The 24,396-nt window shown below is 59.0% G+C and carries 35 protein-coding genes and 1 pseudogene; 31 read left to right on the top strand and 5 right to left on the bottom strand.

All coding sequences use genetic code 11. The features are described 5' to 3' along the window. A partial coding sequence (locus tag QZ571_RS15945; protein WP_295536888.1) for a ribosomal protein L16 occupies positions 1 to 127 on the top strand: 127 nt, incomplete at its 5' end. Between the two features lie 126 nt (positions 128 to 253). Here QZ571_RS15945 and QZ571_RS15940 read toward each other — a convergent pair. After that, positions 254 to 739 (bottom strand): hypothetical protein, encoded by a 486-nt coding sequence (locus tag QZ571_RS15940; RefSeq protein ID WP_295536887.1) that lies wholly within the window; start codon positions 737 to 739, stop codon positions 254 to 256. A gap of 194 nt (positions 740 to 933) precedes the next feature. Then, complete coding sequence (locus QZ571_RS15935) at positions 934 to 1,662, bottom strand: 2OG-Fe(II) oxygenase family protein (RefSeq protein ID WP_295536886.1); 729 nt, start codon at positions 1,660 to 1,662, stop codon at positions 934 to 936. Positions 1,663 to 1,851: 189 nt separating this feature from the next. On the opposite strand from QZ571_RS15935, the gene rpmC reads away from it, so the two are divergent. The 30 genes from rpmC to QZ571_RS15785 all read left to right on the top strand — a co-directional run bounded on the left by rpmC (position 1,852) and on the right by QZ571_RS15785 (position 22,658). Next, positions 1,852 to 2,052 carry a 50S ribosomal protein L29 gene (gene rpmC, locus QZ571_RS15930; protein ID WP_038130271.1) on the top strand — a complete coding sequence of 67 codons (201 nt, stop codon included), beginning with the start codon at positions 1,852 to 1,854 and terminating at the stop codon, positions 2,050 to 2,052. A gap of 11 nt (positions 2,053 to 2,063) precedes the next feature. Continuing rightward, complete coding sequence (gene rpsQ, locus QZ571_RS15925; RefSeq protein ID WP_038130273.1) at positions 2,064 to 2,294, top strand: 30S ribosomal protein S17; 231 nt, start codon at positions 2,064 to 2,066, stop codon at positions 2,292 to 2,294. An 82-nt stretch (positions 2,295 to 2,376) separates the two neighbouring features. Next, positions 2,377 to 2,745 carry a 50S ribosomal protein L14 gene (gene rplN, locus QZ571_RS15920; protein WP_295536884.1) on the top strand — a complete coding sequence of 123 codons (369 nt, stop codon included), beginning with the start codon at positions 2,377 to 2,379 and terminating at the stop codon, positions 2,743 to 2,745. Further along, complete coding sequence (gene rplX, locus QZ571_RS15915; RefSeq protein WP_295536881.1) at positions 2,745 to 3,050, top strand: 50S ribosomal protein L24; 306 nt, start codon at positions 2,745 to 2,747, stop codon at positions 3,048 to 3,050. Before rplN ends, rplX begins: the two co-directional genes overlap by 1 nt. Then, positions 3,050 to 3,607 (top strand): 50S ribosomal protein L5, encoded by a 558-nt coding sequence (rplE, locus tag QZ571_RS15910; RefSeq protein ID WP_295536880.1) that lies wholly within the window; start codon positions 3,050 to 3,052, stop codon positions 3,605 to 3,607. The genes rplX and rplE overlap by 1 nt, the downstream gene beginning before the upstream one ends. An 18-nt stretch (positions 3,608 to 3,625) precedes the next feature. Next, a complete protein-coding gene (rpsN, locus tag QZ571_RS15905) occupies positions 3,626 to 3,931 on the top strand; it encodes a 30S ribosomal protein S14 (RefSeq protein ID WP_295536879.1) in 306 nt (101 codons plus the stop codon). A gap of 13 nt (positions 3,932 to 3,944) precedes the next feature. After that, positions 3,945 to 4,343 (top strand): 30S ribosomal protein S8, encoded by a 399-nt coding sequence (gene rpsH / locus QZ571_RS15900; RefSeq protein WP_295536877.1) that lies wholly within the window; start codon positions 3,945 to 3,947, stop codon positions 4,341 to 4,343. Between the two features lie 10 nt (positions 4,344 to 4,353). Next, positions 4,354 to 4,887 carry a 50S ribosomal protein L6 gene (gene rplF / locus QZ571_RS15895; protein ID WP_295536876.1) on the top strand — a complete coding sequence of 178 codons (534 nt, stop codon included), beginning with the start codon at positions 4,354 to 4,356 and terminating at the stop codon, positions 4,885 to 4,887. An 11-nt stretch (positions 4,888 to 4,898) separates the two neighbouring features. Beyond that, positions 4,899 to 5,258: a 50S ribosomal protein L18 gene (gene rplR / locus QZ571_RS15890; protein ID WP_295536873.1), complete on the top strand. Its 360-nt coding sequence runs from the start codon at positions 4,899 to 4,901 to the stop codon at positions 5,256 to 5,258. 113 nt (positions 5,259 to 5,371) lie between these two features. After that, a complete protein-coding gene (rpsE, locus tag QZ571_RS15885; protein ID WP_295536872.1) occupies positions 5,372 to 5,938 on the top strand; it encodes a 30S ribosomal protein S5 in 567 nt (188 codons plus the stop codon). Between the two features lie 12 nt (positions 5,939 to 5,950). After that, on the top strand, positions 5,951 to 6,139 hold the full coding sequence (gene rpmD, locus QZ571_RS15880; protein WP_038130290.1) for a 50S ribosomal protein L30: 189 nt from the start codon (positions 5,951 to 5,953) through the stop codon (positions 6,137 to 6,139). Positions 6,140 to 6,263: 124 nt separating this feature from the next. Then, positions 6,264 to 6,671, top strand: a complete 408-nt coding sequence (locus tag QZ571_RS15875; protein ID WP_295536870.1) for a trypco2 family protein — start codon at positions 6,264 to 6,266, stop codon at positions 6,669 to 6,671. Positions 6,672 to 6,888: 217 nt separating this feature from the next. Further along, positions 6,889 to 7,356: a 50S ribosomal protein L15 gene (gene rplO / locus QZ571_RS15870; protein WP_295536868.1), complete on the top strand. Its 468-nt coding sequence runs from the start codon at positions 6,889 to 6,891 to the stop codon at positions 7,354 to 7,356. 104 nt (positions 7,357 to 7,460) lie between these two features. Next, on the top strand, positions 7,461 to 8,825 hold the full coding sequence (secY, locus tag QZ571_RS15865) for a preprotein translocase subunit SecY (RefSeq protein WP_295536866.1): 1,365 nt from the start codon (positions 7,461 to 7,463) through the stop codon (positions 8,823 to 8,825). A 24-nt stretch (positions 8,826 to 8,849) separates the two neighbouring features. Continuing rightward, positions 8,850 to 9,503 carry an adenylate kinase gene (locus QZ571_RS15860; RefSeq protein WP_295536865.1) on the top strand — a complete coding sequence of 218 codons (654 nt, stop codon included), beginning with the start codon at positions 8,850 to 8,852 and terminating at the stop codon, positions 9,501 to 9,503. A gap of 184 nt (positions 9,504 to 9,687) precedes the next feature. Beyond that, positions 9,688 to 10,056: a 30S ribosomal protein S13 gene (gene rpsM, locus QZ571_RS15855; protein ID WP_295536864.1), complete on the top strand. Its 369-nt coding sequence runs from the start codon at positions 9,688 to 9,690 to the stop codon at positions 10,054 to 10,056. A gap of 15 nt (positions 10,057 to 10,071) precedes the next feature. Further along, a complete protein-coding gene (rpsK, locus tag QZ571_RS15850) occupies positions 10,072 to 10,461 on the top strand; it encodes a 30S ribosomal protein S11 (RefSeq protein WP_295536862.1) in 390 nt (129 codons plus the stop codon). A gap of 119 nt (positions 10,462 to 10,580) precedes the next feature. Then, positions 10,581 to 11,597, top strand: coding sequence for a DNA-directed RNA polymerase subunit alpha (locus QZ571_RS15845; protein WP_295536860.1), 1,017 nt, complete (start codon positions 10,581 to 10,583; stop codon positions 11,595 to 11,597). A 145-nt stretch (positions 11,598 to 11,742) separates the two neighbouring features. Beyond that, a complete protein-coding gene (gene rplQ, locus QZ571_RS15840; protein WP_295536859.1) occupies positions 11,743 to 12,162 on the top strand; it encodes a 50S ribosomal protein L17 in 420 nt (139 codons plus the stop codon). 251 nt (positions 12,163 to 12,413) lie between these two features. Continuing rightward, positions 12,414 to 13,025: an autoinducer binding domain-containing protein gene (locus QZ571_RS15835; protein WP_295536857.1), complete on the top strand. Its 612-nt coding sequence runs from the start codon at positions 12,414 to 12,416 to the stop codon at positions 13,023 to 13,025. A gap of 54 nt (positions 13,026 to 13,079) precedes the next feature. Then, positions 13,080 to 13,670, top strand: a complete 591-nt coding sequence (locus QZ571_RS15830) for an acyl-homoserine-lactone synthase (RefSeq protein WP_295536855.1) — start codon at positions 13,080 to 13,082, stop codon at positions 13,668 to 13,670. A 78-nt stretch (positions 13,671 to 13,748) separates the two neighbouring features. Beyond that, a complete protein-coding gene (locus QZ571_RS15825; protein ID WP_295536853.1) occupies positions 13,749 to 15,065 on the top strand; it encodes a replication-associated recombination protein A in 1,317 nt (438 codons plus the stop codon). A 44-nt stretch (positions 15,066 to 15,109) separates the two neighbouring features. Then, complete coding sequence (gene crcB / locus QZ571_RS15820; protein WP_295536851.1) at positions 15,110 to 15,487, top strand: fluoride efflux transporter CrcB; 378 nt, start codon at positions 15,110 to 15,112, stop codon at positions 15,485 to 15,487. Beyond that, the gene (locus QZ571_RS15815; RefSeq protein ID WP_295536849.1) at positions 15,484 to 16,524 is read left to right on the top strand and encodes an RluA family pseudouridine synthase; all 1,041 of its coding nucleotides are present in this window, start codon (positions 15,484 to 15,486) and stop codon (positions 16,522 to 16,524) included. The genes crcB and QZ571_RS15815 overlap by 4 nt, the downstream gene beginning before the upstream one ends. Further along, complete coding sequence (locus QZ571_RS15810) at positions 16,521 to 17,186, top strand: HAD-IA family hydrolase (RefSeq protein ID WP_295536847.1); 666 nt, start codon at positions 16,521 to 16,523, stop codon at positions 17,184 to 17,186. Before QZ571_RS15815 ends, QZ571_RS15810 begins: the two co-directional genes overlap by 4 nt. After that, positions 17,183 to 17,893 carry an ATP12 family chaperone protein gene (locus tag QZ571_RS15805; RefSeq protein WP_295536846.1) on the top strand — a complete coding sequence of 237 codons (711 nt, stop codon included), beginning with the start codon at positions 17,183 to 17,185 and terminating at the stop codon, positions 17,891 to 17,893. The genes QZ571_RS15810 and QZ571_RS15805 overlap by 4 nt, the downstream gene beginning before the upstream one ends. Before the next feature lie 221 nt (positions 17,894 to 18,114). Continuing rightward, the gene (locus QZ571_RS15800; RefSeq protein WP_295536844.1) at positions 18,115 to 19,131 is read left to right on the top strand and encodes an amino acid ABC transporter substrate-binding protein; all 1,017 of its coding nucleotides are present in this window, start codon (positions 18,115 to 18,117) and stop codon (positions 19,129 to 19,131) included. 139 nt (positions 19,132 to 19,270) lie between these two features. Continuing rightward, complete coding sequence (locus QZ571_RS15795; protein ID WP_295536842.1) at positions 19,271 to 20,536, top strand: ABC transporter permease subunit; 1,266 nt, start codon at positions 19,271 to 19,273, stop codon at positions 20,534 to 20,536. Between the two features lies 1 nt (position 20,537). Next, the gene (locus QZ571_RS15790) at positions 20,538 to 21,854 is read left to right on the top strand and encodes an ABC transporter permease subunit (RefSeq protein WP_295536840.1); all 1,317 of its coding nucleotides are present in this window, start codon (positions 20,538 to 20,540) and stop codon (positions 21,852 to 21,854) included. A 12-nt stretch (positions 21,855 to 21,866) separates the two neighbouring features. Then, on the top strand, positions 21,867 to 22,658 hold the full coding sequence (locus QZ571_RS15785) for an amino acid ABC transporter ATP-binding protein (RefSeq protein WP_295536838.1): 792 nt from the start codon (positions 21,867 to 21,869) through the stop codon (positions 22,656 to 22,658). 90 nt (positions 22,659 to 22,748) lie between these two features. On the opposite strand, the gene QZ571_RS15780 is transcribed toward QZ571_RS15785, so the two are convergent. The 3 genes and pseudogenes from QZ571_RS15780 to argB all read right to left on the bottom strand — a co-directional run. Then, the gene (locus tag QZ571_RS15780) at positions 22,749 to 23,261 is read right to left on the bottom strand and encodes a histidine phosphatase family protein (RefSeq protein ID WP_295536837.1); all 513 of its coding nucleotides are present in this window, start codon (positions 23,259 to 23,261) and stop codon (positions 22,749 to 22,751) included. Next, positions 23,258 to 23,878, bottom strand: coding sequence for a ferredoxin (locus QZ571_RS15775; protein ID WP_295536836.1), 621 nt, complete (start codon positions 23,876 to 23,878; stop codon positions 23,258 to 23,260). Before QZ571_RS15775 ends, QZ571_RS15780 begins: the two co-directional genes overlap by 4 nt. Positions 23,879 to 23,882: 4 nt before the next feature. Next, positions 23,883 to 24,338, bottom strand: a pseudogene (gene argB / locus QZ571_RS15770) (acetylglutamate kinase); the annotation flags it as partial. Positions 24,339 to 24,396 lie beyond the last annotated feature (58 nt).

Raw genomic sequence — 24,396 nt, 5'->3', positions numbered from 1 at the left:
CGTCAAGCCCGGCCGCGTCATGTTCGAGATCGACGGTGTGAACGAAGTCATCGCCCGCGAGGCCCTGCGCCTCGGCGCCGCGAAACTCTCGGTCGCCTGCCGCATCGTCGAGCGTCAGGACTGGTAAAAGGGCGTAGCTGCCACCGGCAGTTTCCGGACCAGTTCGAGTGATAGACAAACGAAAGCCCCCGTCGAGCAATCGGCGGGGGCTTTTGGTTTGTGGGTAGGAAACTCTAGATTTTTAAGCTTCTCTTCAAGAAAAACGACGATCAATCTCCTCTCGGAAAGTTATTCTATACAAGGCTGCAAACATCATTCCTTTATCTGGCTGTTCGCCATTTGGTGAAACTTCATTTAATGCGCGATCAAGGTAAGGTTTCGTTTGCATCGACATCTTGCCTGCCATGAAAAAAGCTAGGACGGCTGCCATGTCAGCACCATGCTCGAATTCGTCGTTATTAGTTGATTGATATCGCATTGCATCTTCTACAAGAGTGACACCATTAAGGTTTGAAAGACGTTGCATAACCGATATCGAAATATTCCCGATCTCTTCATACGAAAGCCTGTCACCGAAGAAATCTTGCATCAAGAAGCGAGAAAAAAAGGTAAAATAGCCTAATACGAACGGGTTTTGCCAAAATCCGGGTGGGATGCCGCCAAATCTCTGCTGCATTGCTAATACGGGCTGCAAGCCTTCATATACCTTTTGGTCCTTACTTTTCCCGAAGCCAAACATTCGAGCGCCCTCCATAAGTTCTGATTGTCGAAAATGCCTTGTCTCTGTCAGAAGGTACCAGAACTGATGCGAGCCACAAAAACCGCAAAGCTTTCATCGCCTCATGTCAGCCCTGCGCTTACGCTGAGGGCGTTCGCGCCTTGAAACGCTCCACTGGAGCGTTTCATCCCCGCGCTTTGCGCGGGGAGCGGCGCTCACACCCATTTATAGTTAAAGCTCACCGAGATGCGGTCGTCCTCAGACAGGTTCATCGGGACCTCGTGGCGCAGCCAGCTTTCCCAGAGCAGGACTTCGCCGATCTCGGGTTTGACATAGATGAAGGGTTGCAGCTCGCGCCGGGCGGATTTGATGCGGGTGGGCGCGGCCATCATCATCGCAAGGCGCGGGTCTTCGAGTTTGAGGGCTGAGGCACCCTCGGGCATGGCGACATAGGTCGTTCCGGAAATCACCGAATGGGGGTGGATGTGCGAGGCATGGGTTCCGCCCGCGGGCAGGATGTTGATCCAGATATCTTCCAGCACCAGCTTGCCCGAGCCGAGATCAAATTCCAGATCCTTGGCGAAGGCCGCGATATGTTTATCGAGCGCTTTCACGATGTCCTTGAAGATCGGGAAACGCCACGGCAGGTCGGTGAGCGAAGCGTAGCTGGTATAGCCGGGGTAGTCGTTCTCCTCGCACCATTGCTGGCCGGCCTCGTCATCCTCGGCGATGGCATAGCAGGACGCCGCGAGCTCATCGGCATCGACCTTTGGCGCATAGGCTGACAGATCCGCGCGATATAGGCGGGTGGCAAAGAGCGACTCGATCTGTGATTTTGGGGCGGCTGCACCTGAGGATTTCGTAGCGGCCTTCTCGATGGCTTTCGCTTCGGCCTTCTCGGCGGCTTTAGCGGGCGATTTCGATTTCGATTTGGACTTCGACATGGGAGTTTCCGAACTGATAGGGGTGGGGTTGCCCTCGTGCTTACGCCAAAGCGGGGCAAAGGCCAATGAATCCTTGCCATATCCGATTCCCTCTGTTAGATGCCGCGAGTTCCTGAAGACAGGACCGACATAACCCATCAGATCAAGGGTCACCCTAAGGGGCCCTCTGATGCCAAGAAAGGACCCGGGATGAACGCCCAAGAACTCAAGGCTAAGACGCCTGATGAGCTGAAAGACGAGCTCGTTTCGCTGAAAAAGGAAGCTTTCAACCTCCGCTTCCAGCAAGCCACCGGCCAACTCGAGAACACCGCGCGTATGCGCAAGGTTCGCCGCAACGTCGCGCGGATCAAGACCGTGTTGAACCACAAAGCTGCTGAAGCCGCGAACTAAGGAGAGCTTCCATGCCCAAACGTATCCTTCAAGGCACCGTGACCTCGGACAAAAACAACCAAACCATCACGGTTTCGGTTGAGCGCCGCTTCACGCATCCGGTTCTCAAAAAGACGATCCGGAAATCCAAGAAATACCGCGCCCATGACGCGGCTAACCAATTCAAGACCGGTGACATTGTTCGTATCGAAGAATGTGCGCCGATCTCGAAGACCAAGCGTTGGACGGTCGTCACGGCCTAACGGCCAAGACGAGCGTTCAGCTCAATCGAAACCCTGGGGCCCCTGTCTGCACGGGCGTCCCCATAGGTCGGGAGAAACCTAAATGATCCAGATGCAGACCAATCTGGATGTTGCTGACAACTCCGGCGCTCGCCGAGTTCAGTGCATCAAGGTCCTGGGTGGTTCGCACCGTCGCTATGCGTCGGTTGGCGATGTCATCGTCGTTTCCGTTAAGGAAGCCATCCCGCGCGGCCGCGTAAAGAAAGGTGACGTCCGTAAGGCCGTCGTCGTACGCACCGCCAAAGAAGTTCGTCGTGAAGATGGCACCGCCATCCGTTTCGACCGCAACGCTGCCGTCATCCTTGGCAACAATGGTGAGCCGGTCGGTACCCGTATCTTCGGGCCGGTCGTGCGCGAGCTGCGTGCAAAGAACTTCATGAAGATCATCTCGCTTGCTCCGGAGGTGCTGTAATGGCTGCTAAGCTCCGTAAAGGTGACAAGGTCATCGTGCTTGCTGGCAAAGACAAAGGTAAGCAGGGGGAAATCACCTCTGTCTCGCCCAAAGCTGGCAAAGCAGTCGTGGCAGACGTGAACGTCTCCATCCGTCACACCCGTCAGACCCAGACCGAACAGGGTGGTCGCCAGCCTAAGGCTATGCCGATCGCACTGTCGAACCTGTCGCTGATGGACAAGAATGGCAAAGCCACCCGCGTTGGCTTCCGTGAGGAAGACGGCAAGAAAGTGCGTTTCGCCAAGACCACTGGGGAGGCGATCTGATGCTCGATCAAGCAAGCTATACGCCGCGCCTGAAGGCCGCTTATACCGACCAGATTCGCGCCGCGATGAAAGAAGAGTTCGGCTATAAGAACGACATGCAAATCCCGCGTCTGGACAAGATCGTCCTGAACATGGGTGTTGGCGAGGCCGTCAAGGACACCAAGAAGGTCAAGCAAGCCGCCGAGGAGTTGACGCTCATCGCTGGTCAAAAGGCCGTCATGACCATGGCGAAAAAGTCGATCGCTGGTTTCCGCGTTCGGGAAGAAATGCCGCTGGGCTGTAAAGTCACGCTGCGTGGCGACCGGATGTATGAATTCCTCGACCGCCTGATCAACGTTGCAATGCCGCGCGTGCGCGACTTCCGTGGCGTGAAGCCGTCCTTTGATGGTCGTGGCAACTTTGCCATGGGCCTGAAAGAACAGATCGTGTTCCCCGAAATCGACTTCGATAAAGTCGACGAAGTGCTGGGCATGGACATCATCATCTGCACCACGTCCAACGTGGATGCCGAAGCGAAGGCGCTGTTGAAACTTTTCAACATGCCGTTCAACAGCTGATCGCGGGGAGAGAGATTAATGGCTAAAAAATCCATGGTTGCGCGCGAAGTGAAGCGTCAAAAACTGGTCAAACAGTATGCGACGAAGCGCGCCGCGCTCAAGGTAATCATCGCGGATCAAGAACGTCCGATGGAAGAGCGCTTTAAAGCGTCTCTGAAACTCGCCGAACTGCCCCGCAACTCGTCGGCTGTTCGCCTTCACAACCGTTGTGAACTGACAGGCCGCCCCCACGCTTACTATCGTAAGCTTAAACTCTCGCGGATCATGCTGCGCGAACTGGCCTCCTACGGTCAGATCCCCGGCATGGTAAAGTCGAGCTGGTAAGGGAGACCGAGATATGTCTATGAACGATCCTCTCGGCGATATGCTGACCCGCATCCGCAACGCGCAAATGCGCGGCAAATCCACCGTCCGCACGCCGGCCTCCAAGCTTCGCGCTTGGGTTCTCGATGTGCTTCAGGATGAGGGCTATATTCGCGGATATGAAGCCGCTTCGAATGCCGCAGGGCACCCGGAGCTTGAAATCAGCCTGAAATACTACGAAGGCACCCCCGTTATTCGTGAGCTCAAGCGCGTGTCGACCCCCGGTCGTCGTGTGTATATGGGCGCGAAGGATGTGCCGACGGTTCGTCAGGGTCTTGGCGTTTCCATCGTCTCGACGTCTAAAGGTGTGATGTCTGACGCGGCCGCACGCACTGCCAATGTTGGCGGTGAAGTGCTCTGCACCGTGTTCTAAGGAGGGCTCAATGTCTCGTATTGGTAAAAAACCGGTCGAGCTTCCCAGCGGCGTTACGGCGTCTCTGTCGGGCCAGACCATCGAAGTGAAGGGTGCCAAGGGCACCCGCACATTCACCGCCACGGATGACGTGACCTTCACGATTGAAGAGAACGCCATCAAAATCACGCCGCGCGGCTCGTCCAAGCGTGCGCGCCAGCAGTGGGGTATGGCCCGCTCGCAGGTTGCGAACCTTGTGCAGGGCGTCACCGAGGGCTTCAAGAAAGAGCTTGAAATCCAAGGCGTCGGTTATCGTGCACAGATGCAGGGCAATGTCCTGAAACTGTCGCTCGGTTACTCGCACGAAGTGAACTTCGAGGTTCCGCAAGGGGTGACCGTTACGGCCCCCAAGCAGACCGAAATCGTTGTGGAAGGTATCGACCAGCAGCAGGTGGGCCAAGTTGCGGCCAACATCCGCGAGTGGCGCGCACCCGAGCCCTATAAGGGCAAAGGTATTCGCTACAAGGGCGAGTATGTCTTCCGCAAAGAAGGCAAGAAGAAGTAAGGGGCGCAAAAATGGCAAACAGCAAAAGAGATCTGTTCCTCAAGCGCCGCCTGCGCGTCCGGAACAAACTGCGCAAGATGGCCGCTGGTCGCGCCCGTCTTTCGGTGCACCGTTCGAACAAGAACATCAGCGTTCAGCTGATCGATGACGTGAACGGTGTGACGTTGGCTTCGGCCTCGACGCTCGAAAAAGATTTCGGTGTCGTGGGCAAGAACAACGTCGAAGCAGCCACCAAAATCGGTGCTGCTATCGCCGAGCGTGCCAAGAAAGCCGGTGTCGAAGCCTGTTATTTCGACCGCGGCGGCTTCCTCTTTCACGGCAAAATCAAGGCTTTGGCCGATGCTGCGCGTGAAGGTGGCTTGAAGTTCTAAGAACCGGTGGGGGACGTTCGCGTCCCCCCGATGATCCGGGGGCGTCCCTGCGGCGGCCCACTTGGATTGGATAAATTGGCGTGCAAGTGCGCCATCTTGAAAGGAATTGCCTCATGGCAGAACGTGATAACCGTCGGGGCCGCCAAGACCGCGACGAGACTCCGGAATTCGCAGATCGCTTGGTTGCGATCAACCGCGTTTCCAAAACCGTTAAAGGTGGTAAGCGCTTCGGCTTTGCTGCTCTCGTCGTTGTTGGCGATCAGCGCGGCCGCGTCGGTTTCGGCAAGGGTAAGGCCAAAGAGGTCCCCGAGGCGATCCGCAAGGCGACTGAATCCGCCAAGCGCAACATGATGCGCGTGCCGCTGCGCGACGGTCGCACCCTGCACCACGATATCGAGGGCCGTCACGGCGCTGGTAAAGTGGTCATGCGGACCGCTCCGGCTGGTACCGGGATCATCGCCGGTGGTCCGATGCGTGCCGTGTTCGAGATGCTCGGTGTTCAGGACGTTGTTGCGAAGTCGATCGGCTCGCAGAACCCCTATAACATGATCCGTGCCACGCTCGACGGTCTTGGCAAAGAAGCCAGCCCCCGTCAGGTCGCTGCGCGTCGTGGCAAGAAAGTCGCCGACATCCTCAAGAAACCCGACGCTGAGGCCCCGGCCGCAGCTGCGGAAGCGTAAGGAGAGCGAGACATGGCTAAAACTATCGTAGTCAAACAGATCGGCTCGCCGATCCGTCGCCCCGCGATCCAGGCTGCGACCCTCAAGGGTCTGGGCCTGAACAAGATGAACCGCACCCGTGAGCTTGAAGACACCCCCGCCGTGCGCGGCATGGTCGCCAAGATCCCGCACATGGTGAAGATCATCGAAGAGCGCGGCTGAGCGTCAAGCTTGGTTTGGTAAAGATAAAGACGCCCCGGTTGGAAGACCGGGGCGTCTTTTTTGTTATTTGATTTACGGCTAAGCACTCCTTAGTTTTCAGGAATGCTTAAGAAGGGACGATGCTTTGGATCTCAAAGAATTTATTGCTGAAACTATTTCGGCAATTGCTGATGCGACGTCGGAGCTTCAGCAGAAGTATTCGGACAAGGATATTTTGATAAATCCGCCTTCTTCCCGGTCTGGTAACGATGTGTATCAGCCTGATAGTGAGAACTACACTATGCGCCGCGTTCAAAACATCTCGTTCGATGTCGCTGTGACCGCGTCGTCAGAAACCTCGGGCGAGGGAAAGGCGGGCATTAAGGTGCTGTCATTGGATATCGGAGCAAAGGCCGGAAAATCGATTGCTGCCGAGCAGGTTAGTCGCGTGAGCTTTAGCATTCCACTTACGCTCCATCCAACGCATCACGAAGCGCAGAACGCCGATGTGAAAAGCGAGAAGGCTGCGGAAAGGCGTGATATGTTTAGGTGAGGTGTGCCGGGGCTTTGATAGTCTTTGTTATACTCGCGTTCCAAAAGGGTTGATGGGTTGATAGTTTTGGATGCCTAGCCAATCTAGGCGCTCTTGCATCAACACCCGCGCGCGTTTATACGCACGCGGTGGCCCTGTGGCCGCATCAGAATCAATCACGAATAGCCGTGTCCCACCCAAACGCTTCGATGGTGGTGTTCCGGCAAGGAGAAGCGACATGAAACTGCATGAACTAAGCGACAATCCCGGCGCTGCGAAAAAAGCCAAGCGCGTTGCGCGTGGTCCCGGCTCGGGCAAAGGCAAGATGGCTGGCCGTGGTATCAAGGGTCAGAAATCGCGTTCCGGTGTGGCTCTGAACGGTTACGAAGGCGGCCAGATGCCGCTTTATCGCCGTCTGCCCAAGCGTGGCTTTACGCCGCCGAATGCAAAGAAATTCAACGTGGTGAACCTCGGCCAGATCGAACGTTTCATCTCCGAAGGCAAACTCGATGGCAAAGCCGAGATCACCGAAGACGCGCTGATCGCGTCGGGTCTCGTGCGTCGCAAGCTCGATGGCGTGCGCGTGTTGGCCAAGGGTGAGATCACCTCGAAAGTCACGATCACGGTCACCGGTGCTTCGAAATCCGCGATTGAAGCGGTCGAAAAGGCTGGCGGCAAGATCACGGTGGCGACCGCTGCCGAATAAGCTGTTGTGAGCGGGCGCGCGCCCGATTACACAGTCTTAGTTTTCCAAGGCGCCGCCCGACCGGGAAACGGTCTGGCGGCTGCTTACATGAAAGAGACAGGCATATGGCATCTGCTGCAGAGCAAATGGCGGCGAACCTGAGCTGGGACGCCCTGGGCAAAGCCACCGAGCTTCGCCAGCGCATCTTCTTCACTATCGGTTTGCTGATCATCTACCGTTTGGGCACCTACATTCCGGTCCCCGGCATCGACGCGCAGGCGCTGCGCGACTTCATGCAAAGCGCGGGCTCTGGCCTGGGTGGCGTGTTGTCGATGTTCACTGGCGGCGCGTTGGGGCGGATGGGCGTATTCGCGCTTGGCATCATGCCCTACATTTCGGCCTCGATCATCATTCAGCTGCTGACCGCCTTGGTCCCCGCGCTGGAGCAGATGAAGAAAGAGGGCGAGCAGGGCCGCAAAAAGATCAACCAGATCACGCGCTATTCGACCGTGGCGCTGGCGACGTTCCAAGCCTGGGGTCTGGCCGTAAGCCTTGAAAAAGGCGATCTGGCGCATGATCCGGGGCTGTTCTTTATCGCAGCGGTGGTGATTACGCTGGTGGGCGGCACGATGTTCTTGATGTGGGTGGGTGAGCAGATCACCGCACGCGGCATCGGCAACGGCATCTCGCTGATCATCTTCACCGGTATCGTGGCCGAAATCCCCGCAGCCCTTGCGCGCTTCCTCGAGCAGGGCCGGGCGGGTGCAATCTCGACCCCGGTGATCTTGGGTGTGATCTTGATGATCGCGGTGGTGATCACCTTCGTGGTGTTCATGGAGCGCGCCTTGCGCAAGATCCATATCCAGTATCCGCGCCGTCAGGTTGGCATGAAGGTCTATGACGGTGGCTCCAGCCACCTGCCGATCAAGGTCAACCCCGCAGGCGTCATCCCGGCGATCTTTGCATCGTCCTTGCTACTGCTGCCGACCACGATCGCGACCTTTTCGGGCGCCAATACCGGCCCGATCATGTCGACGGTTCTGGCCTATTTCGGGCCCGGTCAGCCGCTCTATCTGCTGTTCTACGTCGCGATGATTGTGTTCTTTGCCTATTTCTACACCGCCAACGTGTCGTTCAAATCCGACGAGGTGGCTGAGAACCTGAAGAACCAAGGTGGCTTTGTGCCCGGCATTCGTCCCGGCAAAAAGACCGAGGAATATCTCGATTACGTTGTCTCGCGCATTCTGATGATCGGCGCTGGCTATCTGGCGGCTGTTTGTCTGCTGCCCGAGATCCTGCGCTCGCAACTCTCGATCCCGTTCTATTTCGGCGGCACCTCGGTGCTGATCGTCGTGTCGGTTGCGATGGATACGATCAACCAGATCCAGTCGCATCTGTTGGCCCACCAATATGAGGGGCTGATCGAGCGCTCGCAGCTGCGGGGCCGTGGAAAGAAAAAAGGGCCGCGCAAGCCGCCCGCACGCCGCTAATTCGAGATTTCGGGGATACAGACGATGACCAATATCATCCTTTTGGGGCCACCCGGCGCAGGCAAGGGCACCCAAGCCCGCCGTTTGGTCGAAGAACGCGGCATGGTGCAGCTTTCAACCGGCGACATGCTGCGCGAGGCCAAGGACTCGGGCACCGAGATGGGCAACAAAGTTGCCGAGGTGATGGCCAAGGGCCAGCTTGTGACCGATGAGATCGTGATCGGGCTGATCGAAGAGAAACTGGCTGCCGATGAGGGCGCGGGGTTCATCTTTGACGGCTTCCCGCGCACCTTGGGGCAGGCCGATGCGCTGGGGCGGTTGCTCGCGCGGATGGGCCAAAAGCTGGATGCGGTGATCGAGATGCAGGTCGATGACGAAGCCCTCGTCAGCCGCATCACCGGGCGCTATACCTGTGGCGACTGCGGCGAGGTTTATCACGACGAAACCAAGCCGACGAAAGAATCTGGCAAATGCGATGTTTGCGGGTCGGGCAATCTCAAACGGCGCGCCGATGACAACGCAGACAGCCTGCGCACACGGTTGATGGAATACTATAAAAAGACTTCACCGTTGATTGGCTATTACTATCACGCTGGCGAATTGTTCCAGATTGATGGTCTCGCCGAAATGAACGCGGTTGGCGATGCTATCTCACGTGTTCTCGATCAGCAGAACTAAACTGTTAAACAAAGCTTGACCCTGCGGGCGTTTGCCTCTAGGTCACGGCGTCCCTTATCAGAATCATTTCCGTTTACGGAAGATTCTTTGGGAGAGTGATCACGGGCCCGAAGCGCCAGTTTCGGGCCTTGTGTTGTGAAAAAAGGTTCTGGGATCACGGAACCGCAACGAAAGGATAAACGCTTTGGCACGTATTGCTGGCGTCAACATTCCGACCGGGAAACGCGTCCCGATCGCACTCACCTACATCACCGGAATCGGTCAACACACGGCGCGTCAAATCTGCGAAGCCGTTGGCATCGATTCGACCCGTCGCGTCAACGAGCTGTCGGACGGCGAAGTGCTTGCCATCCGTGAGCATATCGACGCCAACCTGACCGTCGAAGGCGATCTGCGTCGTGAGACCCAGATGAACATCAAGCGTCTGATGGACTTGGGCTGCTATCGCGGTCTGCGCCATCGTCGCAACCTGCCCGTGCGCGGCCAGCGCACCCATACCAATGCGCGCACGCGCAAGGGCCCGGCGAAAGCTATCGCTGGCAAGAAGAAGTAAGGGGAGGCAGGACAGATGGCTCGTGAAAAAGTTCGCGCTAAGCGCAAGGAACGCAAGAACATCGCCACTGGCGTTGTGCATGTGAATTCGTCGTTCAACAACACCAAGATCTTGATTTCGGACGTGCAGGGCAACGCGATTTCGTGGAGCTCGGCTGGCACGATGGGTTTCAAAGGCTCGCGTAAATCGACGCCTTATGCAGCCCAGATGGCGGCAGAAGATGCAGCCAAAAAGGCGCAGGATCACGGTCTCAAGACCGTTGATGTCGAAGTTCAAGGCCCCGGTTCGGGTCGTGAATCGGCACTGCGCGCGCTGGCGGCTGTTGGTCTGCAAGTGACCTCGATCCGCGACGTTACGCCGATCGCACATAACGGTTGCCGCCCGCCGAAGCGCCGCCGCGTCTAATCTACACTTTAGCGGCTGGGCCGTGCGGTTAGCCCGCGCGGCCCAGGCGTGTTTTTCGGTTTTTTCCTCGGGCGTCCCGACTTTGGACATGGGTCTGGGACAAGTATGGAGGCAAACGCATGATCCACAAGAATTGGGCCGAATTGATCAAGCCCACGCAGCTTGACGTGAAGCCGGGCAATGACCCGCTGCGCCAGGCGACCATTATTGCAGAACCGCTGGAGCGTGGCTTTGGCCTGACGCTGGGCAACGCGCTGCGTCGCGTTCTGCTCAGCTCGCTGCAAGGGGCTGCGATCACCAGCGTTCAGATCGACAACGTGCTGCACGAGTTCTCGTCCGTGCCCGGTGTGCGTGAAGACGTGACCGATATCGTGCTGAACCTCAAAGGTGTGGCGCTGCGCATGGATGTCGAAGGGCCCAAGCGCCTCTCGATCTCTGCCAAAGGGCCGGGCGTGGTCACCGCAGGCGACATCACCGAGACCTCTGGCATCGAAGTGCTCAACAAAGAGCACGTGATCTGCCACCTCGACGACGGCGCTGACCTGTTCATGGAATTGACCGTGAACACGGGCAAGGGCTATGTCGCCGCGGACAAGAACCGTCCGGAAGATGCGCCGATCGGGTTGATCCCGATTGATGCGATCTACTCGCCGGTCAAGAAGGTCGCCTACGAAGTCCACCCGACCCGCGAAGGTCAGGTTCTCGACTATGACCGTCTGACGATGAAAGTCGAAACCGATGGCTCGCTGTCGGCCGATGACGCGGTGGCTTTCGCTGCGCGCATTCTGCAAGATCAGCTGTCGATCTTCGTCAACTTCGACGAGCCGGAATCGGCTGGCAAGCAAGACGCGGATGACGGTCTCGAGTTCAACCCGCTTCTGCTGAAGAAAGTGGACGAGCTGGAACTGTCGGTGCGTTCGGCCAACTGCCTCAAGAACGACAACATCGTGTATATCGGCGATCTGATCCAGAAAACCGAGGCCGAGATGCTGCGCACCCCGAACTTCGGGCGCAAGTCGCTCAACGAGATCAAGGAAGTGCTTTCGGGCATGGGGCTGCATCTCGGAATGGAAGTCGAAGATTGGCCGCCAGAGAACATCGAAGATCTGGCCAAGCGTTTCGAAGACCAGTTCTGATTGACGAATGCGGGGGGCCGGGTTAAACGGCCCCCTGAAAATGCCCGGACCTGCCGGGGAAGATCTGGGTCGCAAGGCCCCAAGGTGAGCCGGTGACACGCATCGCTGGCCTGACAAAGCAAAACGCAAGATTTGGAGAATTCACATGCGTCACGCCCGCGGCTATCGCCGCCTGAACCGCACCCATGAGCACCGCAAGGCGCTGTTTGCCAACATGGCTGGCTCGTTGATCGAGCATGAGCAGATCAAAACGACTCTGCCCAAAGCCAAAGAACTGCGCCCGGTGATCGAAAAACTGATCACTCTTGCCAAGCGCGGCGATCTGCACGCACGTCGTCAGGCTGCCAGCCAGCTCAAGCAAGATCAGTATGTCGCGAAACTGTTCGAAATCCTCGGCCCGCGCTACAAAGAGCGTCAGGGCGGTTATGTTCGCGTTCTCAAGGCGGGCTTCCGCTATGGCGACATGGCCCCGATGGCGATCATCGAATTCGTGGACCGCGACCCGGCCGCCAAAGGCAAGGCTGACAAAGCCCGCGTCGAAGCCGAAGAAGCCGCAGCCGACTAAGTCCTGCGCTTTCGGCCACGTTTCGGCTGCCTAAAAAATTAGCTTATTTGAGAACCCGCCCTTATCGGCGGGTTTTCTTTTGATTTTATGACGAATTGCCCTAGAAATGGCGAAGTTTACCGTGAACTTTAGGGGCAGCTTGCACTTTCCTTACGCGCGTGGATTGAGTACTCGTATAAAAGAAACGTGAAAAAAATCGGAACGATACACTTTAAAGTTGACCGAATTTTCCTCAACCTGTCTAAAAAGATATGTCGATACAGAGCAGAATCGATCTGAAGCTAAAAGAGCTGGGCCGTTTGGCGCCACTCGGGTATTTTGTGGGATTGCATATCCGCTTTACGGCCCCGCTAATGACGTTCCAGACCTATAGTAAGGCTTGGTTGGATCATTACACTGAAAACGGGTTTGTGCTGCGCGATCCTATGACAGCCTGGGGGTTTTCTTCGAACGGCTCGATCCGATGGAGTGATCCGGGTCTTCCAGATCCGTTTCTTCTTTTTGTCGAGGCGCGTAAATTCGGCCTCAAGTTCGGGTGCACGATTTCCTGTGGCCCGATAAAATCCCGCACAATCGCAAGTTTCGCGCGTGACGACCGGGAATATACAGACGAAGAGATCGCGTCGCTGCAAGATATCGTGTGCGAGTTGCACGGTTTCACCCAGCCTCCCGAAAACCTGACGAAAGCCCAGATCGAGGCCCTGCGCTGTGTTGCTGGGGGCGATCGACACGCGGCGGCAGCCGCAAAACTTGGGATTTCTGAAAGCGCCCTCAAGGCGCGGCTGAATTCGGTGCGAGTACGGTTAATGGCCAGAACAACGGCCGAAGCCATACAACGCGCAAAAGATTTTAGACTGCTTTAGTGCCTGTCGCCCTCCGCTCGGCTGTTTAACCAACCAACCCTGCAGGAGGAAGACATGCAGACCACCACACTTTCGTTCGACAATTTCCACAACCATGGCACGTTGTTTGCCAATATGCTTCGTGCCCGGCGTGAGCTGTTTATTGTTCAGAACAAATGGGACCTGCCCGAAGCGATGGGTATGGAATACGACCAATACGACACCCCTGCGAGCCGCTGGGTCGTCGTGCATGATGAGCTGGGCAAGGTGCTGGCGGGCAACCGTTTGACGCCGACCACCACGAAATGCGGCATCTACACCTATATGATCCGCGACGCTCAGCGCGGGCTATTGGCCACCATCCCCTCGAACCTTCTTTATGACGAGGCCCCGGTGTCCGAAACGGTTTGGGAAAGCTCGCGTCTGTTCGTGGCCCATGACGTGCCCGCCGGGATCCGGCGACGGGTGCATGCCAAGCTGGTGATGGAGATCGGCAGCGCCGCGCGGCGTCTGGGCGCGCGTTCGGCTCTGACCTTGCTCAATGCCAATTGGCCGCGTTGGGCGGGGCGTGTCGGGGTTGATATGACCGCGATGGGCCCGGTGATGGAAATCGACGGGATCAACAATCAGGTCGTGTCGATGGACTTCTCGCAAAACCTGCACTGAGATTGCTTGCCATTCCCCCGCGCGACTGCTCGCGCGGGGGCTTCCCCCGGCTGCCCGCAGGCACTAGATTGCGGCCCTATGGCCGATCTATTCGATACCCCCTCAAATACCCCCTCCGACGTTCCACAGGCTTCGCGCCCGCTGGCCGATCGAATCCGTCCGCGCGCGCTGTCCGAGGTGATCGGGCAAGAGCAGGTGCTGGGCCCCGATGCGCCGCTAGGGGCGATGCTGGCGGCGGGCTCACTAGGGTCACTGATCCTGTGGGGGCCGCCCGGCGTGGGCAAGACTACGATCGCGCGGTTATTGGCGGATGCGTCCGATCGGGCCTTCGTGCAGATTTCCGCGATTTTCACCGGCGTGCCCGATCTGCGTAAAGTGTTCGAGGCCGCCAAGCTGCGCCGTCAACAAGGGCGCGGCACGCTGTTATTCGTCGATGAGATCCACCGTTTCAACAAGGCCCAGCAAGACAGTTTCCTGCCTCATATGGAAGACGGCACGATTCTTTTGGTCGGGGCTACAACCGAAAACCCCAGCTTTGAGTTGAACGCCGCTGTGCTGTCGCGCGCGCAGGTGATGATCCTTGAACGGCTTAATTTGGCTGATCTCGAACGCCTCGCGCAGCGCGCAGAAAAGGCGCTGGAACGCGCGCTACCGCTAACCGGCCCGGCGCGTGAGGCACTGCTGGAGATGGCCGATGGCGATGGTCGCGCATTGCTGAACCTGATCGAGCAGGTGGCAGCGTGGAAGCTTGCCGCGCCGCTGGATACCGATGCGCTGTCCACGCGGCTGATGAAGCGCGCGGCGAAATACGACAAGTCGGGCGATGAGCATTACAACCTGATCTCGGCTTTGCATAAATCGGTGCGCGGGAGCGACCCGGATGCCGCGCTGTATTGGTTCGCGCGGATGCTCGAGGGCGGCGAAGACCCGCGCTTTCTGGCGCGTCGCCTGACCCGCATGGCGGTCGAAGATATCGGCCTGGCCGATCCGCAGGCGCAGGTCTTGAGCATCGACGCGTGGAACACCTACGAACGCCTTGGCAGCCCCGAGGGCGAATTGGCACTGGCGCAACTGGTGCTTTATCTTGCGCTCGCGCCGAAATCGAATGCGGGCTATGTCGCCTATAAGGCGGCGCGCGCGGCGGCCAAGCAGACCGGTTCCGAACCGCCGCCCAAACATATCCTGAACGCGCCGACCAAGCTGATGGAAAGTCAGGGGTTCGGTGCAGGCTATCAATATGACCATGATTCCGAAGACGGCTTTTCGGGGCAGAACTTTTTCCCCGAGACAATGAAACGCCCGGTGCTGTATCAGCCCGTCGAGCGCGGCTTTGAACGTGAGTTGAAAAAGCGCCTCGATTGGTTCGCCAAGCAGCGTACACGCCGCCAAACTTGACATTTGCCGCCCCCTTCGGTCCAAGGGCGGCAAAGGAGACATCCATGCTGACAACGGTTTTGCAGGTGGCGCTTGGGGGCGCGATTGGGGCTTCGGGGCGCTATCTGGTAGGGGTCGGGATGATGCGCGGCTTTGGGGCGCATAGCTTTCCGCTGGGCGTGATCACCGTCAATATCATTGGCTCGTTCCTGATGGGCGCGCTGGTGGTGTTTCTGGGCGATAAGCAACTGACCCATTGGAACGCCTTGCTCGCGACCGGGGTGTTGGGCGGGTTTACGACGTTTTCGTCTTTCTCGCTTGAGGCATATCGCCTGATTGAGCGGGGCAATGTCTCGCTTGCGGCGCTTTATGTCGCGCTGTCGGTGGGGGCGGGCCTGCTGGGTCTTGTCGCGGGTGTGCATGTTATGAGGACAATATTATGAGCGGTGTGCAGCAGATCGAAGTCACCGAGGCCGAGGGCGAGCAGCGCCTTGATCGCTTTCTCAAGCGGCGGTTTTCGCAACTAAGCCAAGGCATGATCGAAAAGATGTGCCGCAAGGGCGATCTGCGCGTCGATGGCGGGCGGGTCAAGGCCAACACGCGGGTCGCGCCCGGCCAAACCATTCGCGTGCCGCCGATCCCCGATGCCCCGCCGCCGATCGACGTTGAGGGTATCTCTGAGGCCGACGCGCAGTTCATCCAAGGCTGCGTGCTGTGGAAAGACGAACATATCATCGCGCTGAATAAACCTGCCGGGCTGCCCAGTCAGGGTGGCTCGGGGCAGGGCAATCGCCATGTGGATGGGCTCGCCGAGGCGCTGCTGTTTGGCTACAAGGACAAGCCCAAGCTGGTGCATCGTCTGGATAAGGACACCTCGGGCGTGCTGCTGCTGGCGCGCACCGACCGGGTCTCGCGCCGCCTGTCCGAGGCGTTTCGGTCCAAGACCACCCGCAAGATCTATTGGGCGGCGGTCGCCGGTGTGCCCAACCCGAAAATGGGCACGGTGCGCTTTGGTCTGGTCAAGGCACCGGGGCATGGGCGCGGCGGCGAGGGCGAAAAGATGCATTGCATCCACCCCTCCAAGGTCGATCAGACCGAAAACGCCAAGCGCGCGACGACTGATTATGCGGTGCTCGATGCGCTGGGAACACGCGCGGCTTGGGTTGCACTGGTGCCGATCACCGGGCGCACCCATCAGCTGCGCGCCCATATGGCCGAGATCGGCCACCCGATTGTGGGCGACGGAAAATATGGTGGCTCGGGGCAGGAAAATCTGGGCGATGGCTGGGGCGCGCAACTGGGCGGAGAGATCAGCCGCAAGCTGCATCTGCACGCCCGCCAGATCAGTTTTGACCACCCCGTCAGCGGCAAGCGGATCACGCTGGTCGCGCCGATGCCCGATCACATGAAGCGAACTTGGAAAACGCTGGGCTGGAACGAGCGCGACGTGCCTGCCGATCCGTTTGAGGATCTCGCATGAAGCTGGCGATCTTTGACGTCGACGGCACGATTTCCGACAGCCAGACCCATATCACCCATGCGATGGGGATGGGGTTTGAGGCGGCGGGGCTGGCGGCTCCTGCGGCCTCGGCGGTGTTGCAGATCGTGGGACTGTCGCTGCCCGTTGCGGTGGCCCGCCTTGCGCCGGAACTGAATGGCGACACGCAGGCCCGCATCGTCGAGGGCTATAAGCACAGCTATATGACCGCGCGCGCGGCCGATCCTGCGCCGCTCTATCCTGGTGCGGCGGCATTGCTGCATCGCTTGGCGACGCGCGACGACATGCTGCTGGCGGTCGCCACGGGAAAATCGCGCCGGGGCTTGCGCGCGCTGATCGAGCATCATGGTCTAAACGGGCTGTTTGTCAGCTTGCAAACGGCTGATGATCACCCCTCCAAACCGCACCCCTCGATGATCGCCACCGCGCTGGCCGAGGCGGGGGTTGGGGCAGGGGACGCGGTGATGATCGGCGATACCAGCTATGATATCGAGATGGGCCGGGCGGCGGGCGTGGCCACGATTGGCGTGCGCTGGGGCTATCATCCGGGCGTCGAATTAGAGGCCGCGGGCGCGCATCGGATGGTGGATGATTTTGATGCGCTCGAGGCCGCACTGGTCGCACATTGGGAGATACCTGCATGAGCGAATGGGCCGCAAAACGGTTTTGGAAAGAAGCCTCGGTGGATGAGGGCGCGCAGGATTTCGGCGTTACGCTGGATGGCCGCCCGCTGCGCACCCCCGCCAAGGCCGAGCTGCGCGTGCCAAGCCGCGCCATGGCGCAGGCGATCGCCGCTGAATGGGACGCCCAAGACGGTGTGATCCGCCCCGAAACGATGCCCGTCACCCGCTCGGCCAATGCCGCGATTGACAAGGTTGCGGTGCAGTTCGACGAGGTGGTCGATTTGCTGGCCGAGTATGGCGGCACCGATCTGCTGTGCTATCGCGCTCAAAGCCCCGAGGAGCTGGTGGCGCGTCAGGCGCAGGCTTGGGATGCGCTGCTCAATTGGGCAGCAGATGAATATGGCGTGCAGCTTGTCGTCACATCGGGCGTGATCCCGGTGGATCAAGACGTCGCCGCGCTGGCGCGGTTGCGCGGTGAACTGGCCGCGATGAGCCCCTTCGCGCTGGCGGCGATGCATGATCTGATTTCGCTGACCGGCTCGTTGATTCTCGGCCTTGCCGTAGCGCGCGGTCGGCTGGAGGCGCAACAAGCGTGGGAACTGTCGCGCCTTGATGAAACGTGGCAACGCGACCTGTGGGGCGCGGATGACGAGGCCGATGCGCTGGCGTCCCTGAAATGTGAGGCGCTGTTACACGCCGCGCGATTCTGGACTCTCGCCCATTCGTGAGCTCTCGCGATTTTGTCAACGATGAGGAATGCGCCTTTTTCAAAGGCCATTGCTGATCAAATGTGCATTTGTCCTCACGGAAATTGGAAAGCGGCCTTGACCTTCTTTCAATATATGGACCACACTTTCGTTACTATGTGTCATCGTACACAGTGATTGGGCCCATTGCGGGCTGTCAAGAACCGCTCCCCACAGAGCGGCGAAAACAGGAAGAGGTAAAAATGAAGAAATCCGTGTTTATCGGCGCATTGACTGCTGCCACCTTGGTTGCCGGGGTTGCTGGTGCAGCAACGCTCGACGACGTTAAGGCACGTGGCGAGCTGATCTGCGGCGTCAACACCGGGCTTGTCGGCTTTGCTGCGCCCGATGCGAATGGCAACTGGTCGGGCTTTGATGTGGCAATCTGCCAAGCCGTTGCTGGTGCCGTGCTCGGTGATCCCTCGAAAGTGAAATACGTGCCGACCTCGGGTCAGACGCGTTTCACCGCACTGGGTTCGGGCGAAGTTGACCTGCTGGCGCGTAACACCACTTGGACCTTCTCGCGCGACACCGACCTGAAGCTGCAATTCACCGCGACCAACTACTACGATGGTCAGGGCTTCATGGTGCGCAAGGATTCGGGCGTGACCTCGGCGAAGGAACTCGACGGGGCTTCCGTCTGTATCCAGACCGGCACCACGACCGAACTGAACCTGGCTGACTACTTCAAAGCCAACAACATGAGCTATCAGCCCATCACCGTCGACTCAAATGCCGAAGGTGAGCAGCAGTTCCTGGCCGGCGCGTGTGACGCTTACACCACCGACGCCTCTGGTTTGGCCGCGACGCGCGCAGCCTTTGCCAACCCGAAAGACTACGTCATCCTGCCCGAGATCATCTCGAAAGAGCCGCTGGCTCCGGCTGTGCGTCAGGGCGACGACCAGTGGACCGATATCGTGCGCTGGACGATCTTCGCGCTTATCGCTGCTGAAGAATATGGCGTAACCTCGGCCAATATCGACGAGCTGGCCAAAGGCACCGAGAACCCTGAAGTCAACCGTCTGCTGGGCACCGAAGGTGATCTTGGCGCGATGATCGGCCTCGACAAGAATTGGGCTGTGAACGCGATCAAGGCCAATGGCAACTACGGCGAAATCTTTGCCGCAACCATTGGTGAGCAGACCCCGATCGGTCTGGCTCGCGGCCTGAACGCACAATGGACCCAAGGTGGTCTGATGTACGCACCTCCCTTCCGCTAAGGAGGGACTGGCAGGGGCGCGGGTTCAACCCGCGCCCCTGACCTTTTATCAAAAGACCGTGCGCGGGGGAGACCATCCCCAAGGCCCGACATAGAATGGCCACATAACAACAAGCGCTACGGCAACAGGGGAAATACAGATGACTACTGCGCCAGACGCGCCGGAGCACACAGGCTTCCGGCTCAGCCAACTTATATATGATACGCGCTATCGCTCGATCACGATCCAGATCGTCGTTTTGTTCTTGGTGATGGGCTTTGTCGGCTGGCTGGTCGACAACACGATCCAGAACCTCAACGCGCTGGGCAAAGATTTCAATTACGGATTTCTTTCGCAACGCGCGGGCTATGATATCGGCAACGCGCTGATCCCCTATAACAACGATATGTCGCATGGCCGCGCGCTTTTGGTGGGCCTGCTCAACACGCTGTGGGTGTCGTTTCTGGGCTGTATCACGGCGACCGTCATCGGTGTGATCGTGGGTGTGCTGCGCCTGTCGAAAAACTGGCTCGTGGGCCGTCTCATGACGATCTATGTCGAGGTGTTTCGCAACATCCCCGTGCTGCTGTGGATCTTGGTCGCGATTGCGCTTTTGACCGAGGCCGCCCCGTCGCCCAACCAATACAAGGTGAACCCGGCAACCGGTGAGGCGCAAACCTCGATGGTGCTGGAATCGGTGGCCTTCACCAACCGCTACACCGCGATCCCCTCGATCCACTTCGATCGCAGTCTCGGCTCGCTGGATACGGCGCTGGCGCCGATCTCGTTGAACTTCCTCGCCATCGTGGTGGTTTTGCTGGCCAGCTGGTTCGCGGTCAAATTGGTGAACAAACGCGCCGCGCGCGTTCAAGAAGCCACCGGGGTGCGACCGACGACGTTGTGGACGAACCTCGCGATCTGGGTACTTCCGGTTGCGATTCTCGTCACGGCTTTGGGCATTAACCCAGAAGAGCCGGTGCTCAAAGGGTTCAACTTCGTCAAGGGCACGAACGTGTCCAACGCCTTCGTGGCGCTATGGGCAGGGCTGTCACTGTATACCGCTGCCTTCATCGCCGAGATCGTGCGCGCCGGTATTCTGGCGGTCTCCAAAGGCCAGACCGAAGCCGCCTTTGCGCTGGGTCTGCGCGCGAACCGCACGATGAGCCTGGTGATCTTGCCGCAAGCGCTGCGGGTGATCATCCCGCCGCTGATCTCGCAATATCTGAACCTGACGAAGAACTCCTCGCTCGCCATCGCGGTCGGCTATCTCGATCTGCGCGGCACGCTGGGGGGCATCACGCTGAACCAAACGGGGCGCGAACTGGAAGCGATCACGCTGATGATGCTGATCTATCTGGTGATCTCGCTGCTGATTTCGGGCGGGATGAACGTCTTCAACAATCGCGTCAAGCTGAAGGAGCGGTGATATGAGCGACACGCACGCCCAAACTGTCGCCTTTGTGCGCGACACGATGTTACCCGAAAAGGCCGCGCCAAGCGGTCAGTCCGGAGCGATCAAATGGCTGCGCGAGAACCTGTTCTCGGGCTGGTTCAACACGCTGCTCACGTTGGTGGGCCTTTATGTGACCTATAGCTTCGTGGTGCATTTCTACCCGTGGTTCGCCCATGGCGTTTGGGATGCCAATTCACTGAAGGAATGCCGCGCGATTATCACGGATCGCTATGGCGAGGGCGCTACCGGAGCTTGCTGGGCGATGATCCGTGAGCGCTGGCACCAGTTCCTGTTTGGCTTCTATCCGTCCGAACTGTATTGGCGCCCGGTCCTGACCTTTGCGCTGCTGTTTGTGGCGATCGGTCCGTTGATGTTCCAGTTCGTGCCCAAAAAGGTGATCTGGTTCACCCCGCTTTTCCCCTTTGTCGCTGTCTGGCTGCTGTGGGGGGGCTCGATCTGGGCGCCGCTGCTGGTGCTGGCTGGCTTCGTGCTGGGATGGGCCGTGTTCAGCTTTGTTGGAAAATACGGCTCCATTGCGGGGTTCTCGGCCGGGGCGGTCGTGGCGATCCTGTATTTCCTGTTCGCGGTTGGCCCGCTGATTGATCTGTTCCAGGCGATGATGCCGATTGGCATCGAGCACGTCGATTCGGCCAAGTTCGGGGGCTTCTTGCTGGCGATCACGCTGGGGGTGGGGGGCATCGTGATGTCGCTGCCTGCGGGGATCATCCTTGCACTGGGGCGGCAATCGGACATGCTGCTGATCAAGTCTTTCTCGATCATCTTCATCGAGTTCATTCGCGGCGTGCCGTTGATCACGCTGCTGTTCGTGGCGTCCTTGCTGCTGAACTACTTCCTGCCGCCGGGCACAAACTTTGACATCATCTTGCGGGTGGTGATCTTGGTGACGATGTTCGCCGCCGCCTATATCGCCGAGGTGATCCGGGGTGGTCTCGCCGCCCTGCCGCGCGGGCAATATGAGGCAGCGGATGCGCTGGGTCTGGATTACTGGAAGGCGCAACGGCTGATCATTCTGCCCCAAGCGCTGAAGATCTCGATCCCGGGCATCGTGTCGACCTTCATCGGGATGTTCAAAGACACCACGCTGGTCGTCTTTGTGGGCCTGTTTGATCCGCTCAAAGGCATTCCTGATTTCATCCGCGCCGATTTCAACTGGAAAGGGATCTACTGGGAACCCTTCGTCTTTGTCGGCGCCATCTTCTTCATCCTGAACTTCGCGATGTCGCGTTACTCGATGCATCTCGAGAACCGGCTGCAACGTGACAATCACTAAGGAAGACTTGCAATGAGTGAACCACATTTCGAACGCGAAGTTGACCGTAGCCACATGCAGGTCAGCGATGAGGTCGCGATCCAGATCGAGAACATGAACAAATGGTATGGTCAGTTCCACGTTCTGCGCGACATCGACCTGACCGTGCAGCGCGGCGAGCGTATCGTCATTGCCGGGCCTTCGGGTTCGGGGAAATCAACGCTGATCCGCTGCATCAACCGTCTTGAGGAACATCAGCAGGGCAAGATCGTCGTCGACGGGATCGAGCTGACCAATGATCTCAAGAATATCGACAAGATTCGGCGCGAAGTGGGGATGGTGTTCCAGCACTTCAACCTGTTTCCGCATCTCACGATCCTTGAAAACCTGACGCTGGCCCCGATCTGGGTGCGCAAAACGCCCAAGAAAGAAGCCATTGAGACGGCGATGCATTTCCTCGAGAAGGTGAAGATCCCCGAGCAGGCCGACAAATATCCCGGCCAGCTGTCGGGCGGTCAGCAGCAGCGCGTGGCGATTGCGCGCTCGCTGTGCATGATGCCGCGCATCATGCTGTTTGACGAGCCGACCTCGGCGCTTGATCCCGAGATGATCAAAGAGGTTCTGGATACGATGATTGAGCTGGCCGAAGAGGGCATGACCATGCTGTGTGTGACCCACGAGATGGGCTTTGCGCAGGCTGTGGCGAACCGGGTGATCTTTATGGCCGACGGTCAGATCGTTGAGCAGAACAACCCGCATGACTTCTTCAACAACCCGCAATCGGATCGCACCAAGCAGTTCCTCAGCCAGATCTTGGGACACTGAGCGGACAGGCTGGGGGTTACACACCCCCAGACCCACGTGGGATATTTTGACAAATGCGAAGAAGGGTCGGGATTTCCCGGCCCTTTTTTGTCACCGGGTGGGCGTGAAGAAATCGAGCATCGCGCCTTGGCCCAATTCCAGATCGCGCCAATCCTCGATCTGGAAATCGACGATCAGCGTGGCGCAGGTCGGAAAGCGGCGGAAATCGGGGTCGAGAACCTCACGCGCAAGCAACTGACGGGCAAATTCCGCGATGCCGGGATTGTGGCCCAGCATCATCACCGAGGGTGCATGGGCCGTTTTGAGCACCTCAAGCAGGGTCTCGGGGCCTGCGTTATACAGACGCTCGCTAAAGTGCAGTTCGGGGCGGGTCTCGATCACGGCACCGGCCACGCGCTCCCATGTTTCGCGGGTGCGCAGGGCGCTTGAGCAGAGGACCTCTTCGGGTTCGAGCCCGCGCGAGGCGAGAAAATCGCCCAGCTCAGTGGCAGCGAAGCGTCCGCGCGCATTGAGCGGGCGGTCCTGATCCTCAATGAGCGGATCATCCCAGCTCGACTTTGCGTGGCGGGTGAGGATCAGGCGACGGTGGCCGATTGGAGTCATGGGTGAAATTGCCTCATATGCCATGCAGATTGTATGGCCAACCTGCCATAGCTTTCACCGGCGGGGCAAGCGCGCCGTGCAAGACAGCCGGAATTTCGACAGGCGTCCCCCTCGGCAGAGGCGAGATGCGCGTGACAGGCGGACACGTCATACCCCTGCGGACCAAGGGCTGCGACCGGGCAGGCTGCTGTGCAGGGCGCTGCGCAGTCGATGCAGGGGTTGGCGGCGGGGGTGGGCAGGGGCAGGTGCGTGGGCAGCACCAGTGCGCCGCGCATACTCGCCCAAAGCCCCATGCGCGGATGCACGATCAAATGAATGGGCGAGGCGAAACTTTGCCCCGAGGCGATGGCCCAACGCACAAATGGGTGCCACGGCGGCCCGGTGAAGGGAAAGAGCGCTTGGGCGCCAAATTGCGCCGCCAATGCGGTGATCACGCGGCTTGACCAGCGATCCAGCGGATCGGGCGCACCATCGTCAAATTCGGGCTGGGCTGTGACATGAGCCCAAAAGCCCGGTTCGTCAGGCGAGAGCAGCAGAACCGTCTGCGTGCCCTCATGCAGCGCGCCCGAGACGAAAAGGTGGTCGCTTGCCAATGCCTCGGGCAAGCCGGGGAGCATGACCTCAGCGCCCGCGCGGAGTCACGCGCGGCGTGGTCGAGCGGATCAGCGAGCCCGCGCCATGTTCGGTGAACAGTTCCAGCAGGCAGGCGTTTTGCACCCGCCCATCCACGATCACCACCGCGCGCACGCCCTCGCTGAGCGCCTTGAGCGCGGTTTCGGTTTTCGGAATCATTCCGCCCGCAATCGTGCCATCCGCGATCAGCGCCTCGATATCCTCGGGCGTCATTTCGGTGATCACCTCGCCCTGCGCATTCTTGACGCCCGCCACATCGGTCAGCAGCAACAAGCGATCGGCCTGCAGCGCGCCTGCAATGGCCCCTGCCGCTGTGTCGCCATTGACGTTGAAGGTCTCGTTATCGGCCATGCCAGTCGCGACCGGCGCGATCACCGGAATGATTCCAGCGTTGTAAAGATCGCAGAACACCTTCACGTTCATCACAACCGGGCTGCCAACAAAAACCAACACAGGGGCCGCCGCCGCACATCCTCGCACACCCGCAACCTAACCCCACACC

Origin of the sequence: uncultured Thioclava sp. (assembly GCF_913064665.1) — a bacterium.
Lineage (GTDB): Bacteria > Pseudomonadota > Alphaproteobacteria > Rhodobacterales > Rhodobacteraceae > Thioclava > Thioclava arctica.
The sequence above is the reverse complement of the archived record's forward strand: the minus strand, read 5'-3'. Positions and strand labels throughout refer to the sequence as shown.

Bases quoted from the DNA above. Each gene is read 5' to 3' on its own strand.
- QZ571_RS15815 (WP_295536849.1), top strand. From the start codon at position 15,484: ATGAGCGGTGTGCAGCAGATCGAAGTCACCGAGGCCGAGGGCGAGCAG.
- QZ571_RS15940 (WP_295536887.1), bottom strand. From the start codon at position 739: ATGTTTGGCTTCGGGAAAAGTAAGGACCAAAAGGTATATGAAGGCTTG.
- rpsK (WP_295536862.1), top strand. From the start codon at position 10,072: ATGGCTCGTGAAAAAGTTCGCGCTAAGCGCAAGGAACGCAAGAACATC.
- QZ571_RS15775 (WP_295536836.1), bottom strand. From the start codon at position 23,878: ATGCTCCCCGGCTTGCCCGAGGCATTGGCAAGCGACCACCTTTTCGTC.
- QZ571_RS15860 (WP_295536865.1), top strand. From the start codon at position 8,850: ATGACCAATATCATCCTTTTGGGGCCACCCGGCGCAGGCAAGGGCACC.
- QZ571_RS15825 (WP_295536853.1), top strand. From the start codon at position 13,749: ATGGCCGATCTATTCGATACCCCCTCAAATACCCCCTCCGACGTTCCA.
- QZ571_RS15780 (WP_295536837.1), bottom strand. From the start codon at position 23,261: ATGACTCCAATCGGCCACCGTCGCCTGATCCTCACCCGCCACGCAAAG.
- crcB (WP_295536851.1), top strand. From the start codon at position 15,110: ATGCTGACAACGGTTTTGCAGGTGGCGCTTGGGGGCGCGATTGGGGCT.
- secY (WP_295536866.1), top strand. From the start codon at position 7,461: ATGGCATCTGCTGCAGAGCAAATGGCGGCGAACCTGAGCTGGGACGCC.
- rpmD (WP_038130290.1), top strand. From the start codon at position 5,951: ATGGCTAAAACTATCGTAGTCAAACAGATCGGCTCGCCGATCCGTCGC.
- rpsE (WP_295536872.1), top strand. From the start codon at position 5,372: ATGGCAGAACGTGATAACCGTCGGGGCCGCCAAGACCGCGACGAGACT.
- QZ571_RS15790 (WP_295536840.1), top strand. From the start codon at position 20,538: ATGAGCGACACGCACGCCCAAACTGTCGCCTTTGTGCGCGACACGATG.
- rplN (WP_295536884.1), top strand. From the start codon at position 2,377: ATGATCCAGATGCAGACCAATCTGGATGTTGCTGACAACTCCGGCGCT.
- QZ571_RS15795 (WP_295536842.1), top strand. From the start codon at position 19,271: ATGACTACTGCGCCAGACGCGCCGGAGCACACAGGCTTCCGGCTCAGC.
- QZ571_RS15835 (WP_295536857.1), top strand. From the start codon at position 12,414: ATGTCGATACAGAGCAGAATCGATCTGAAGCTAAAAGAGCTGGGCCGT.
- QZ571_RS15935 (WP_295536886.1), bottom strand. From the start codon at position 1,662: ATGTCGAAGTCCAAATCGAAATCGAAATCGCCCGCTAAAGCCGCCGAG.
- rpmC (WP_038130271.1), top strand. From the start codon at position 1,852: ATGAACGCCCAAGAACTCAAGGCTAAGACGCCTGATGAGCTGAAAGAC.
- rplX (WP_295536881.1), top strand. From the start codon at position 2,745: ATGGCTGCTAAGCTCCGTAAAGGTGACAAGGTCATCGTGCTTGCTGGC.
- rpsN (WP_295536879.1), top strand. From the start codon at position 3,626: ATGGCTAAAAAATCCATGGTTGCGCGCGAAGTGAAGCGTCAAAAACTG.
- rpsH (WP_295536877.1), top strand. From the start codon at position 3,945: ATGTCTATGAACGATCCTCTCGGCGATATGCTGACCCGCATCCGCAAC.
- QZ571_RS15800 (WP_295536844.1), top strand. From the start codon at position 18,115: ATGAAGAAATCCGTGTTTATCGGCGCATTGACTGCTGCCACCTTGGTT.
- rplF (WP_295536876.1), top strand. From the start codon at position 4,354: ATGTCTCGTATTGGTAAAAAACCGGTCGAGCTTCCCAGCGGCGTTACG.
- QZ571_RS15785 (WP_295536838.1), top strand. From the start codon at position 21,867: ATGAGTGAACCACATTTCGAACGCGAAGTTGACCGTAGCCACATGCAG.
- rplR (WP_295536873.1), top strand. From the start codon at position 4,899: ATGGCAAACAGCAAAAGAGATCTGTTCCTCAAGCGCCGCCTGCGCGTC.
- rplE (WP_295536880.1), top strand. From the start codon at position 3,050: ATGCTCGATCAAGCAAGCTATACGCCGCGCCTGAAGGCCGCTTATACC.
- rplO (WP_295536868.1), top strand. From the start codon at position 6,889: ATGAAACTGCATGAACTAAGCGACAATCCCGGCGCTGCGAAAAAAGCC.
- QZ571_RS15830 (WP_295536855.1), top strand. From the start codon at position 13,080: ATGCAGACCACCACACTTTCGTTCGACAATTTCCACAACCATGGCACG.
- QZ571_RS15810 (WP_295536847.1), top strand. From the start codon at position 16,521: ATGAAGCTGGCGATCTTTGACGTCGACGGCACGATTTCCGACAGCCAG.
- rpsQ (WP_038130273.1), top strand. From the start codon at position 2,064: ATGCCCAAACGTATCCTTCAAGGCACCGTGACCTCGGACAAAAACAAC.
- rplQ (WP_295536859.1), top strand. From the start codon at position 11,743: ATGCGTCACGCCCGCGGCTATCGCCGCCTGAACCGCACCCATGAGCAC.
- QZ571_RS15805 (WP_295536846.1), top strand. From the start codon at position 17,183: ATGAGCGAATGGGCCGCAAAACGGTTTTGGAAAGAAGCCTCGGTGGAT.
- QZ571_RS15845 (WP_295536860.1), top strand. From the start codon at position 10,581: ATGATCCACAAGAATTGGGCCGAATTGATCAAGCCCACGCAGCTTGAC.